6 protein-coding genes and 1 pseudogene are annotated in these 13,695 nt (G+C 62.2%); 5 read left to right on the top strand and 2 right to left on the bottom strand.

Going from position 1 to position 13,695, the window contains the following annotated elements; translation table 11 throughout:
* A pseudogene (locus tag V6M50_RS15090) lies at positions 1 to 103 on the top strand (IS5/IS1182 family transposase); the annotation flags it as partial.
* A gap of 76 nt (positions 104 to 179) precedes the next feature.
* Here V6M50_RS15090 and V6M50_RS15085 read toward each other — a convergent pair.
* Both V6M50_RS15085 and V6M50_RS15080 read right to left on the bottom strand, forming a co-directional pair.
* Positions 180 to 740: an imm11 family protein gene (locus V6M50_RS15085; RefSeq protein WP_332819385.1), complete on the bottom strand. Its 561-nt coding sequence runs from the start codon at positions 738 to 740 to the stop codon at positions 180 to 182.
* Positions 741 to 760: 20 nt separating this feature from the next.
* Positions 761 to 11,557: an AHH domain-containing protein gene (locus V6M50_RS15080; protein ID WP_332819384.1), complete on the bottom strand. Its 10,797-nt coding sequence runs from the start codon at positions 11,555 to 11,557 to the stop codon at positions 761 to 763.
* A gap of 425 nt (positions 11,558 to 11,982) precedes the next feature.
* Between V6M50_RS15080 and V6M50_RS15075 the strand changes: the two genes are divergently transcribed.
* From V6M50_RS15075 to V6M50_RS15060, 4 genes are all read left to right on the top strand, one after another.
* Entirely contained in the window at positions 11,983 to 12,396 is a 414-nt protein-coding gene (locus V6M50_RS15075; protein ID WP_332819383.1) for a hypothetical protein, read from the top strand.
* A complete protein-coding gene (locus V6M50_RS15070; RefSeq protein ID WP_332819382.1) occupies positions 12,393 to 12,587 on the top strand; it encodes a helix-turn-helix transcriptional regulator in 195 nt (64 codons plus the stop codon). The genes V6M50_RS15075 and V6M50_RS15070 overlap by 4 nt, the downstream gene beginning before the upstream one ends.
* An 81-nt stretch (positions 12,588 to 12,668) precedes the next feature.
* Positions 12,669 to 12,932, top strand: a complete 264-nt coding sequence (locus V6M50_RS15065; RefSeq protein WP_332819381.1) for a DUF6356 family protein — start codon at positions 12,669 to 12,671, stop codon at positions 12,930 to 12,932.
* Positions 12,929 to 13,693 carry an alpha/beta fold hydrolase gene (locus V6M50_RS15060; RefSeq protein WP_332819396.1) on the top strand — a complete coding sequence of 255 codons (765 nt, stop codon included), beginning with the start codon at positions 12,929 to 12,931 and terminating at the stop codon, positions 13,691 to 13,693. The genes V6M50_RS15065 and V6M50_RS15060 overlap by 4 nt, the downstream gene beginning before the upstream one ends.
* Positions 13,694 to 13,695: the final 2 nt, after the last annotated feature.

The following is a 13,695-nucleotide window of genomic DNA, read 5'->3' as shown; positions in this document are numbered from 1 at the left end:
CCGCCTGAAGGACTGGAGACGCGTCGCGACGCGCTACGATCGGTGCCCGAAGGCCTTCTTCTCTGCCGTGGCTCTCGCCGCAACCGTCATCTTCTGGCTCTGATCAATGAGTCCTGACCCTAGGGGTTATTGCACCTGTCACCGTAATTTCGTAATTTAATTCGTAATTCGAAGGATTTCTAAATAACTGAACTAGGCTCAATTAAAGATACACCCCGGAATTCGGCGATCTTGAGATCTTTCGCCAAGCCGCTGCCTACAAAAAGATATGACAGATAAATTTTATCGCGCCCAACACCGATATCGTCTATGCCGCTATCGTACACTCGCAATGAAGAAAATGACATGACCTTTTTAGTACCGGGAATAAAATTGTATTTTGAAGAATCAATATCAATCACGTCAAAGACATTTGTTAAGTTAAGTATGTAATATCCATAAACGTTACCATCATTAGCGGAAATATCAACATCAAAGAACTGGACTTGATCGGAAACTCTCGAGTTCAAAAAATCTCTCATTCTGTCATTAACGATCGGAACTAAGGCATCTGGCCATATGCAGTCGTTCCTGCAAAGATCATCCTTCTTGCAGTCAAATTGGATCTTCGGCCTTATTTCGAACGGTTCCGAAAGTCGGCACCCTTTCAAAAAGACAAACCGATCTGGTCCGCGGTCTCGGTCGTAGCGACCGATCTGCTCTTGGGGGTAATCATCCGGAATTCGCCATAAAAGGGGCATTGAGTACTCCGTCATCTAAACTATCTCGCATGCTTGTTAAGCGCTCGTTCGCCTGATCTCAGGAAAGCTCGCTCCTGCGCAACCATCGCGTCCATTGCTTGCCGATACTGTGCTTGGTGCCAACCCTGATTCCGCCCGAAATCCACGATCTCATTCATCTGCTCTGCCAGATTCTGGCTGACCGAGTTGAGGTGCCGTCCGTTGTGAATCGATCTTGCTGGATGCAACTCAGCGGTTCTAGGAAGAAAAATCTTGTTGGATCGTGACTGCAAATTGTAGCCGGCGAGGTCAAGAAGCTCGTGATTCATCGTAAGTCGATTGGTGTCACTTACGATATGATGATCTTCGAATCCCTGCTTAATGCGACTACGACTGAATGATTGAACGGTAGCCCCTTCTGTGCCGGCGACGGATGTCCCACCTCTAAGGGTCTTGAGCACAGCGCCGCCGCCGAACACTTCCATGCCGAACCCACCGAGAGCCATCCCCCAGTCGGTCGCATCCATCGCTTGCACGCCGTCGATCTTCTGCTGGATGATGCGACTGCCTTTGCTGCCGGGCAAAAGAAGGGCATCCACCCCCGCCGCTGCATATCCAGTCACTGTCTGAGCCGCTGATTTCAGGGTGCCGCCAGGATCAGCCGCCATCCCGGGAAGACTGCTTGCTATCTCGAGCGCCTTAAAACCGGCTCCCGCTGCAATATCCAGTTGCAGATGCTGCCCACGCGTCAAACCGACGCTGCCCGAACGGCTGAACCCTGCATAATCCTGCCGCCAACCGGCAATCTGCGCGCCAGCCAAATCACTGAACATGGACGCCGCGTACCGGGTCAACCCGACTCGGTCATAGCTTGGCGCTGTTCGCCCCGCCGGGGCGCTCTGATTGATCCGGAGCATCAGGGCGGTCATGTCCAGCCCGACGCCAACAGGGCTTATGCTCCTGCTGCCATTGACGACGATTTCGCGAACGCTTTCGCTGATGCCGCCTACCGTCGCCGTCACCCAGTTTAGGGCTTTGGAGACAATATTCTGCGGCCCCCACAGGCGCGACCAGTTGGATGCTGATTGGTGGAGGCTGTTCACGGGTATCAGTTGCGAATAGGGATTGTTGCCGGACATATCGGCTCGCATGCGTGCGAACCGGCCGCCTTCGGTGCTCGGGCGGCCACCACTTCCTCCCCCGCCGCCGGCTTGCGGCTTGCTCGACACCCCATCGAATGCGGTGCCCAGCGCGCGCATGGCGATCTGTGCCATAACATCGGGGAGAGCAGCGAGGAGGTTGTCGCCGAAGCTGTTGCCGTCGATGGCGCTGCGTGTTGCAGCGTTGGCGATGGCGCCAGCCGAGATCGACGCGGTGAAGTTGGCCATATCCGAGCCACCGATGCGCGCGCCGACCTCATGGCCCACGCCGCCGCCAACAGCCGCCGCCGCGACACCCGCGAAGTCGAACTTGCTCTGGAGGCCCGTCGCCACACCAATACCCTGCGTGATCGCACTGCTTGCCCCGGCTCGGGCGGCGGCGCCGGCCCAGCCGCCGCCGCCGAACCGGGCGCCGGCGGCTCCCCCGACAAGCGCGCTGATGCCGGCCAGCGCCACGCCTTTCCAGCTGAACTTGTCCTGGATGCCGGTTGCCACGCCAAAGCCTTGGCTGACGACCGATCCGGCAACTGCACCGGCGACACCCGCCGCAACGGCCCCCGTTGCACCGAGAGCCACGCCGCTGGCACCGCTCAGACTGGCCAAGCTACCGCCAAGGACTGCGCCCAACGAGTTTCCGAAGGTGGCGCCCGTCGCCAACGACGCCGCCCCCGCGGTCGCGATGGTCGCCACCGCGATCGCGATGACGGCGATCAGGATCATCCCGAACGCGCCGCAGTTTTTGCCCTGCCTGGGCGGTTTGGGGGTATTGGGGCTGGTATTGCCGATGGCCTCGGCGGGGTCGTAGGGTTTGAACGTGTCGGCGCTATGGTGGGTGCCCATCACACCGCCGGGGATGGTCAGGGTCTGGCCGGCGCTGAGGCTGGCGCCGCCCGGCAGGCCGTTGGCCTCGGCGAGCTTGTACCAGAGGTTGGCATCGCCCCAGATCGCCGCGGCGATGCCCTGCAGCGTGTCGCCGCTGGCCGCGGTGTAGCTCGATCCGCCGCCGCCCGCGGCGCCACCGTTCAATGCGGTGAAGTTCGCGTCGAAGTCGGCGTAGAGGCTGCCGCTCGTCGCGCCGTTCCGGAACGCCCCGGTGCCGGGTGTGGTATTGCGGTCGGCGATCGAGGTCGCATAGTCGACATTGCCGGTGCCGTCGTTGCTCACCATGCCCATCTGGCGCCCGCCGAACATCCAGGTCCGGCTGTGCGGGTCATTCTGCGCATAGTTGGTGTCATATTCGCCGCGGCCGAGGATCTGGCCGGCAAGGTCGGTCGCATAGACAATGTCGCGCGGCCGCGTGCCGCCGGTGATGTCGACGCCATGCAGAGCCCCGTCGCGGTCGTAGCTGTACGTCGACGTGCTGCTGCCGTCGCGGTTGGTGAGCTGCACGCTTGCCTGCACCGCGCCGCCCTGCCACGCATAGACCTGCGTCTGATAGCTGTCGGCATAGTCGAGGTCTGCGGTCGAGTAGCTGCCCGGACCGCCATAGACCGGCGACGCGCTGCCGTTCTTCCAATATTTGGTTTCGGAGAAGTGGAGCAGGCTGCCCGTGGATGCGCCCACCGCCCCCGCCGAGGAGATCGCCGCAGGCGCGCTCCCCGTGCCGGTCGCGCTGTAGTAGTTCGCGCTGTGGCTGTAGAGCCAATCGCCGCCCTGCTTCGTCTGCGCCTTCTCCGCCAGCACCAGGCCCCGTGCGTCATACACGATCGAATGGCGATAATGCGTCAGCTGCGCTGAGGCGTCATATTCGGTGTAGGCGGTCACCTGGCCCAGCAGGTCATAGCTCGTCGACGCGCGCGTCACCCCGCCGATCGCGACGTTGGTGACCAGCCCGGCGGCGTTATAGCTGTAGACCTCCTGCGCGCCCGATCCGGTCTGCGCGGTCATCCGCTCGCTGGCCGCGTTATAGCCGAGGTCGGTGCCCGCGGCGCCGCGCGTGATCGTGCCCGATCCCGCCACGCCCGTAAACTCGCCCTTGGTCGTCACGACCCGGTTCAGGCTGTCATAACGATACCAATAGCTCTGGTTCGATATCGTCGTCGCCGGTGCGCCGTTCGCCTGCAGCGGGCGATAGGCGGTCGCAATCGACCGGACATTGCCGGTCGCGTCATAGGTCCAGCTTTTGTCGACATTGTCGGCGCCCCCGTGCTGCGACACATCGCGGTAGCGCGTGATCCGGCCCAGCGTATCGTAATCGGCGCGGCCGTCGGCAAGCTGCGACGTTGTGACATAATAGCTTTCGGGAACCCAGGTCCAGCCTTCGCCGCCGGGCTCGGGCAGCTCATAGGGCGGCCCCGGCGGGTTTTCGGGAGGAACCCAATAGCCCTCGCTGTAATTGCCCTGTTCGACCGCCAGATAGTCGCGCTTCAGCTGGCCCAGCGCGTCATATTCATAGGCCGCGACCTTGCGCGACCAGTCGGTGTTCGGTGCCGGCGCGTCGCCCGCGATCACCTGGCTGATCTTGCCGCTGTTATAATAGCTGTAGGCGCTGTTCTTCAGCGGGGTCGACGCGAGGATGCTCGTCTCGCTGATCATCCGCCCGGCGGCGTCATAGCCATAGCTGGTGACCTGCCCGCCCTTGTCGGTACGCGCCGTCGCGCGGCCGAAGATATCGACCTTTTGAATCGAGGCGTAAATCGCGTCGCCCGTCGAAGCGCGGTCGGCATCGGTGCTGGTCGTCGTTACCCATCCGCCGGTGGTCACGCCCATGCCCGAAGCGGCGATGCTGCCGTCCCATGCGTAGCTGGTGTTCGTGATGTCGCCGCCGAAGGCGCGGGTCTTGATGACGCGGCCTTGGGTGTCGTAATCGGTGGTCTCGACCTCGCCGCTGCCGAGGAAGCTGTTCCAATGCTTGATGCGCTGGCCGAGCCCGTCATAGGCATAATAGTCGGTGAGCCCGCTGGCGTGGGTGACCTGCGTCACGCGGCCCATGCCGTCGAACAGCTGCGTGGTCGTGCGCCCGATCTCGTCGATTAGCGTCCGTGCGTCGCCGTGCACGTCATACTTCGTTTGCCTCACTCCGCCGTCGGCCGCGGTCTGCTGTGTGACCAGCGCCTCGCTGCCGCCATAGCCGGTGCCCGCGAGCAGCGCGAGGCGCGTGAGGTTGCCGCTGTTCGCGGCCTTGCTCGTTCCATTGCCGCTGGTGCCGCCGGCGGCATAGCTGCCGTTCGCGTCGCGTGTCGCGACGAGGCGCCCGCTTGCGTCGTAGTAAAAGTCCTGTGCGGGCTTCACCCACTGCTTCGCGCCATTCTCGAGCGTGATCTCGACCGTCGGGCCTTCGGAGCGGATCATCCGGCCGATATTGTTGTACGCGTAGCTTGTGGCCGCGCCCGCGGCATCGGTCTCGCTCACCACATCGCCGAACGCGTTGTAGCTGCGGCTCGAGGTCAGGTTCTGGACCGTCGACCCGCTCAGCCGCCGCTGCTCCTCGGTGACGCTCGTCGCCTGCCCGCGCGCGTCGACCATCGTATAGGTCGCGTTGACATTCTCCTGACCAACCAGCGCCAAAGCCTGCGCAAAGGTCAGACCCGCAAGGCTCGCCCCCGCGCTTGTAATCGCGATCGTCTGGTTGCCGTTCGCGTCATAGCCGAAGTGCTTCCACACCCCGTCGCCCGACGTCGTCGCGATCAGCCGGCCGCCCGCATCGTAGCGGTTCTCGCCGCTCGTCGCGCCGTTGACCGTCGTCGTCGCGACCTCGCCATAAGCGTTGTAGGTCGTGAAATTATTATGATCCCATTGCCAGCCGGTGGCGGGATAATGGGTGCCGCTGGTCTTGCGCGTCACGCGTCCCAGCACGTCGTAATCGGTAAAGTAATTTTTATAGTTGAGGGCGCCGTCGGCCGTGTAGCTCGTCACCTGCTCGCGCGTCTGGCGCCCCACCGCGTCATAGGCATAATAGCGATTGGTGCCATCGGCGCCGTACACGATCGTCAGGCGTCCCCCGGCTCCATAAGAATAGCGCGTTATACGTTCGGCCGCATCGCCGGCACCGCGCTGGCGCGTGCGTGAGAGATCATCGAGGCCGTTGTAGTAATAGTCGACGATAGGCGAAACCGAATTGCCGGCGTGGTCGACATAGGCCGGGCGCGTTTCGAGTATCAGGCGCCCGCCGAAATCATAATAATAGTCGGTCCGGTCGCTGGTCGCCTCCCATTTGGTGACCACCTGGCCGAGCCCGTTATAGGCGTAGTAGATCGCTGCATAGGGAAGCGTCGTCGTCGCACCCGAGCCATCGTGCACGAGCACGTCGAAACGCAATTCTATCGTGCGGTTGCCATTGCGGTCGTAGCCATATCGGCTCACGCGGTCGGCCGCGCTCGTCGATACGCTGGGTGGCGCCGAAGTGGCTGGTGTGCCGTTGAAACGTGTCGCATAACGCCGCTCTTCATCGACGTTACCCTCTGCATAATAGGTCCATGTCGTGAGATAGCCGCCAACATCGACAGCGGCCGTTTTGCGGCCGAGCTTGTCGTAATAGCTGAAGCTGGCCTTGCCGTTGGCGTCGGTCGTCTTGATGACGTTGCCGCTGGCGTCATATTCATAGGCCGCGTACAGGCTGGTGGCCTGCAATGCGTAGTCGGTGCCGCCGGTCACATAACTGTTCACCCCAGCAACGCTGCTCATCAGCAGGCGATTGAGATTGTCGTAGGTGAAGTTCGTGGTGCGCGATTCGCCGGCCGGCTCCGCCGGCGCCTCCTCCTTCGCGCCGCCGTCGGCCGGAACGGCAACCACCGCTCCATAGATGCGCGTCGACGTGACGTTGCCGTTCGCATCATAGATATTCTTCGTATAGGTTCCTATCGCATCGATCGTGACGACCACCCGGTCGAGATCGTCGTAGAAATAGACGGTCTTCGCCCCCGCCGCGTCGGTGCGGCTCGTCATATTGCCGCGCGCATCATAGGTATAATCTTCGTGCGGCGTCACCTGCCCCGAAAAATCGGGACCGGCGAGGAAGACATCGACGATAGGGAAGGTTGTCTTGGTCAGCCGGTCACTCTTGTCATACTCGTAGGTTGTGGTGCGTGCTTCGGGGAGGCCGGCTGCCTCGATCATCTGCTCGCGGTTGCCGCGCGCATCATAGGTATAGGTCGTCGAGACGTCATAGCCGCCGGTGACGCTCGACAGCAGAGCATTGCCGTTATTGTCATATGATGTGACGGGCAGCGTCTCGCGAATGAGGAGCCCCCGCCGGTCATAGGCATAGGTGGTTGTCCCGCCAGCGACCTTGTTGCCGTCCTTCGATTTCACGGCCACGCTCGTCCGGTTGCCGAAGGCGTCATAGCCGTAGGTTTCGAAGAAGCCCTCGGCGTCGGTGGTTTTCGTAACGAGCCCGCGCTTGTCATATTCGAAGCTCGTCGTCGCGTCCTGCGCATGCGCCGTCACGCTGGGCGGTGTCGTCGTGCTGACAGCACTTGTGGTCCGGCTGTAGTGCCGCGTGACCGTCGCGATCTCGCCGAACGCCGTGTGCGTCGTCTCGGTCACATAATCCTCGGCGTCGCGCACTTTCGTCACGCGGCCGAGCTCGTCATAATAGGTGTAGGTGACGCCGCCCCGGGGATCAGTCGTCTTCACCACTTCACCGAACGCATTATATTCGTAGGATGTGATCCCGCCCGCAGCGTCGGTCTTCGTGAGCAGCAGCCCGCGCTCGTCATAGGTATAGCTCGTCACCTTCCCGCGCGGGTCGGTTACGCTCAGAAGATTGCCGAGACCGTCATACTCGTTGGAAGTGACCGCTTGCTCTGGTTCGCCATAGCCGACATATTCGGACACCGTCCGGCCCGAGCCATCGAATCCATAAACCCAATTGGTGCGATCCGCGGTGTCATAGCCTTCGATGACCGTGCAGCGTTCGCCGTTGCCATACCAAAGATAGACGGTGCGATTGCCTTCGCCGTCGTATACGCTGTTGCGCCGTCCGGCGAGGTCATAGGTATATTGAACGTCGGTCCAGCCACCGGAGGCGTTGGCGAGGCCGTCGATCTGGGCGATCGTGGCCCCACCCCCCGCAGCGATCTTGTTGGCCCAGGTTACTTCGCGCGTGACGCGTCCCTCGGCGTCATAATCGAACCGGCGAACATAGCCTTCGGCATCGACGGTAAAGCGCAGGTCCCCGGAGGCTGTGTACCAGTTGCGGGTGATACGGTTGGCGGCGGCGCCGATATTGGCGTCGCGCCAACCATTCATTTGCGCTTCGGCCGGCAACGATGCGGCGGCGAATTTTGCTGCAAAGGCCACCGTCGTGATGACATTGCCCATGACGTCGTAGCTGAAACCGGTGACCGCGCCATCGGCATCGACCGCATAGGCGAGGCGGCCGGCGGCATCATAGACCGACCAGTTCGTCCGGTTCGATGCGTGCGATGCGTTAGCGCCGACCTGCGCCTTCACATTGTCATAGGTGAAGTCCCCCGTCGCAATCGCGACCGCATGGCGGATCGTCGAGCGCACATGGCCGATCGCGCCCCATTCGACCTCGCTTTCATAGACATATTCGGTGACATAGCCGGCATTGTCGATGGCGAAGCGCAGCAGACCCTGCCCGTCATAGACATAGTGCGCCCGGCGGTTCGCGCCGGAGCTCGGCGCGGCGGTCGAACGAAGTTCGTCAAAGTTTCCCGCCGCCCAATGGGCCGACGAGGTTTTTGCCGCATATGCGATCTCCTCGACCTTCTGCCCGGCTTTGTCATAGACGATCTCGGTCAGATAGCCCTCGCCGTCGAGGGCGCCGATCAGCAGGCCGTCGCGGTCGTAGAAGCTGCGGCTCACCGTATCGCGCGTGTCGGATGCCGGCAGGACAAGCCCCGTCGGTGCCGCCACCTTGAACGCCGCCAGCTGCCCGGATGTCAGTTTGTTGTAATAGCGGGTCGTCTTCACCAGACGATCTGACGCGTCATAAGCGAATGCCGACACGCTGCCATCGCCGGCGATACTTTGGATCAAGCGCCCGCTATCGTCGTAGATCGCCCAGTTCCAGATGTCGTACCCCGGCGCCGTGGCTGGACGAATATCGCTCATCTCGGCCGCCGCGTTCGGATCGTCGAGCGTCGCAAGCTGCCCCGCTGTCAGAACATTCCCATAGCGTATCGTCGCCGCAACGCGTCCCACGGCATCGTAGCGATATTCGATGATGTCGCCGTATGAATTTACGTCGGCGACCGTCCGTCCGATCTTGTCGTAAAGATGGTAGCTCCTCACGCCTGTCGAATCGATCGTGCGGCGCAGACGGCCATTCTTGTCATAAAGATGGCTGACGGATCGATACGGATCGTAACTGCCGCTCTGCGTCGTCCCGACGAGATCCCCGGCCTTATTATAGCTGTTGACGGTCGTTTGCCCCGACGCCGTCGTGATCGTCGTTGTCAGCGCCGTGTCGTTGAAGACGATCGTCGTTGTACCACCCGCCATATCGGTCGAGGCGACGAGGCGGCCGAGGCCGTCGTACACGAATGTCTCGCCGTTCTGCGGCGCCGTATGGCGGCTTAGCAGGCGACCCGCCTGATCATATGTCGAGAAGCTATGCGAATAGCCTTGCGACGAATCGGTGCCGCCGCCGGGCGTCATATAACCCAGGTTGACCTTGTCGGTCATGTTGCCGCGCGCGTCATAGACCATATAGCTGAACCGAAGGCTCTGCTTGTCGGCGATGGCATTGTGCCAGGCATCCATCGTCGCCTCGCTGGGCGCAGCCGACCCGACCGGATAGTCGTGCTCCGGATATTCGGTGACCGAATAGAGCTCGCCCGTCGCGTGATAGCTATATTGCGCGACGCGCCCGTCGGCGCGGATCTCGTATCGCAGGTGATTTTCGCTGTCGTAAACATAGCGTGTCGTATGCGCGACCGCCGCGCCGCTCGCGTCCGAACCGGTGCGCGTCTCGGTCAAAAGTTCGTTCTTCGCACCATAAGCGCGTGTGACGACATTGCCGTTCGGATCGGTGCTGGTGAGCAGATTGCCGTTTGCGTCATAAGTGTAGCCGGTCACCTTGCCCGCTGCATCGGTGGCGCTCGTCAGATTGCCTGCGGTGTCATAGCCGAACTGCAGCGTCGGCGCGGTCGCACCTGCATGGGCCGGCGGCGCGGTGATCTTGGTCAGTTGATGAAAGGCACCGTCAGGCGTGCTGTTCTTGGTCACCCACGCACCGCCGGCGATCAATTGTTGTCCGTCGCGATAAACGCCCGGGTGGTCGACGTAGAAATAGGCCGCGGCGGTTTCGGCCTGCGCGAAGGTGCGCGTGATCTCGATCCGCGTTTCCTGGGTTGCCGAGAGGCCGGTGACTTTCCAAAGCCCCCCCATATACTGGACCAGCTGGCCGGGCCCCGACACGATGCGAGCGGTGCTGCCGCCCGTGCCCCAGTCGGTCGCCGAGCTATAGAGGCCCAGCGATTGTTCGGTCGCCGAGCCCGCGACGGCCTGAAGGCTGATGCCAAAGGTCAGCGTGTCGCCAGCCGCGACCGCGCCGACGCCTTTGTATACGCCCGACCAGTCGGCCCCCACCGCCGACGTAAATTTTCCGGCGACCTCGCCGCCGATCGAACCCGCCGCCTCCTTGGTGACATAGGCGGGATCGCTGTCCCATTCGAGGATCGATTGGGGCACCAGGCTGCCCCCCATATAGTCGAGCCGCGTGACCTGACCGTCGGGTCCGGTGACGCTGGTATAGTTGGCACCATAGGCGAGGCTGGTAACGCGGGTGCCGCCCGCCGCCACGGTCTGGGTGAGCGTGGCGACGCGTCCCGCGCTGTCGTAGGCGATGGCAAGGCTCGATCCATCGGTCTGGGTGATGGTAGCGACGCGGCGGCTGGAGCCGTCATAGGTGTAAGTGGTGACATAGGTTTTGCCGTCGGCGATGCTGTTGTCGGTCGGGCTCAGGTCAACCGTCACCTGCGTAAGCCGGTTCAGCCCGTCATAGACGTAGCGTGTGCGCGTCAGCTGCTTGTTGATATTGTCCGCTTCGGTGCTGCTGCTCCCATAGTCGGTGTATGTGGTGACGATCGAGGCGATGTTATTCCCGGACCAGCTGTAGTAGATTGAGCTGACCTCGGAGATGCCCGTCGCCGGGTTCACATTGTTGTGATTGGCGGTGGTGATGATCTCGAGCTTGTCGGTGCCCGCGACGTAGCGATAATCGAGCGCATTACCGTCGGTGTCAGCGAGCGCCTTGATCCGGAGCACCGACGCGTCGCCGGCCGACGCCTCATAGGTTTCGGTCACCCGGCTCGATCCGTCGGTCCATACCCAGGTCGCGCCCGACTTGACGAGCCGGTCGTGCGCGCCGTCACCGTCGGTCGCCACATAAGCCGACTGGGCGGCGTTCCAGCTGTAGGTCACGACCGATCCGTCGCCGCCCTGCCTTCGGATCGTGCTGCCCGCCGTGTTCAGCGTCCCCGTTAGCCCGAAGACCCTGCGGGTGGTCGAAAATTGCCATTGATCGCCGTTGTCGCAGTCGCTTACCTCCGCAAGGCTGTTGTAGGTTCGCTGGATCGCCGCATCTGGACCGCGCCCGAGGAGGAATTCGTCCTGCTGCGATATCAGCAGGTTCCCCGTCGCCGCATTGACCGACACCGTTTCGCCGCCTCGCCCCTGAACACCCGATCCGAGTATCCCCGCACCGCTCAGCGTCGCACCTGAACCCCGCGCAAAGCCGGCGCCCGAACCTACAAAAATCGATACCATCGGCGATATACCCCAGCAAAATTTGGCGAGGAGATACCAGCCGATCTGGCCGAGACTCAAACATCCCTCTCCGAGCCATTCCGACGGTTTTCCGGAAAGTTTAGTGGAAATGACAAAATTCGTTGGGACACCCGAAAACGCCATGCCCCACTTCGCCTGGCCTCCCGGGGCGGCGCCTTGGCAAGGTATGAATAGTAGATTGGGGCGCGCCTGATGCAGATCGAACGCCCCGTTTCGGGCACCAAGCCGCCAGCCAGCGCCTCAATGGTTCAAATGGCTAATTCCAGCGAGTTATAATGTCGATGCCCGCGAAGGCGGGAATGACGAGGAATAGCGTGGCACCCTTGTCATTGTGTAAACTTACCTTGACAATTCTTAATTCATATGTCAATGTTCCTTGACTAATTTACAAAGGAGCTTGACCAATGACGATGAATCCCGCGCAGCGCCGCTATATCGGGCGCATGATTCCGCTCTCGATCGCTTATGGTCTCGCCGTGTTCGCCGCGAGCGCGATCATCCCCGACGACGCTGCCGCCACCCCGATGACGGTCGTAGTGGCACTGGTTCCCGCCTTGGCGGTCACCGGCTTTATCTGGGCGATGGGAAGCTATCTTGCCGAACTCGCCGACGAATATGTCCGGCTGCTGGAAGTGCGCAAAGCTTTGGTGGCGACTGGCCTGACGCTTGCGCTCGCCAGCGGGTGGGGCATTTTGGAGCTTTTCACCGACATACCGCGCGTACCGCTCTTCTTTGTCTTTCCTGTCTGGTGCCTCGGGCTGGCGGTTGGCTCACTGGTTAACTGGATGACCATGGGCGAAACGAAAGCAGGCGCATGAGGAATCGCCTGAAGGTCCTGCGCGCCGAGCGCGACTGGAGCCAGGGCGACCTTGCCGAACGGCTCGAGGTATCGCGCCAGTCGGTCAATGCAATCGAGACCGGCAAATACGACCCTTCGCTTCCCCTCGCCTTTCGCATCGCCGACCTGTTCGGCCTGCCGATCGAGGCGATTTTCCTCAGGGACGCATAATCGGCCCGAACCGGCGCGCTGCCCTTGCCGGTGACGGCCTCTCCGGCTAGGGCGGCGGCAGCCGGAAAGGAGCCGTCCCCCATGCTCAAGTCGTTCAATCGCCTGTTCGTCGACCACCCCAAGAGCGTCGATGAAAATTACATCGAGCATTTCGGCGTCGCGTCGAAATTCGGCGTGACGATGATCTATGGCGGCCTTTGCGCGCTGGTCCATGCCGTCGTTCCCGGCTGGTGCATCACCACCGGCAGCGACACGATCAAGCGCCTCAACCACATCATGGTCGAACAGCGGCGCGCCAAGGGGCAGGCCGTGATGCAGATGAGCACGATCGACTGGGTCATCTGAGCCCGGTGGACGCCGCCCCCGATTATCTCGACCGTTCGGGCCGCCCGCGGCTCGCCTATCGTCACACTGCGGGCACTGGCCCGACGATCGTTTTCCTGCCCGGCTATATGTCCGACATGGCGGGGGGCAAGGCGACCGCGCTGTTCGACTGGGCCGCGGCCGAGGGTCATGCCTGCCTGCTCCTCGACTATGCCGGATGCGGCCTGTCGGACGGGTTGTTCGCCGACCAGAGTCTGCTCGACTGGCGCGGCGATGTGCTCGACCTGATCGATGCGAAAGCCGAGGGGCCAGTTATCATCGTCGGATCGTCGATGGGCGGCTGGCTGATGCTGCTCACCGCGCTCGCGCTCGTGCAGCGCGACGGGCCGGGGCGCGTCGCGGGTCTCGTCGGCATCGCCGCAGCGCCCGATTTTACCGACTGGGGTTTCAGCGACGCCGAGAAGGCGATCATCCTCGCCGAGGGCGCGCTGATCGAGGAAACACCGTACAGCGACCAGCCCTATATGACGACACGCGGTTTTTTCCAGTCGGGCGAGGCGAATCGGCTGCTCGATAGCGACATTCCCCTCACCTGCCCCATCCGCCTGCTCCATGGGCAGGAGGATGGCGATGTGCCGCCCGAGATCACCCTGCGCCTGTCGGCCGCCCTCGTCAGCGCCGATGTGCAGGTCACGCTCGTCAAGGGCGGCGACCACCGCCTGTCGCGCGACACCGACATCGCGCTTTTGATCGACACGGTCGCGCGGCTCGCGACCCGATAATC

Origin of the sequence: Sphingopyxis sp. (genome assembly GCF_036675685.1) — a bacterium.
Lineage (GTDB): Bacteria > Pseudomonadota > Alphaproteobacteria > Sphingomonadales > Sphingomonadaceae > Sphingopyxis.
The sequence above is the reverse complement of the archived record's forward strand: the minus strand, read 5'-3'. Positions and strand labels throughout refer to the sequence as shown.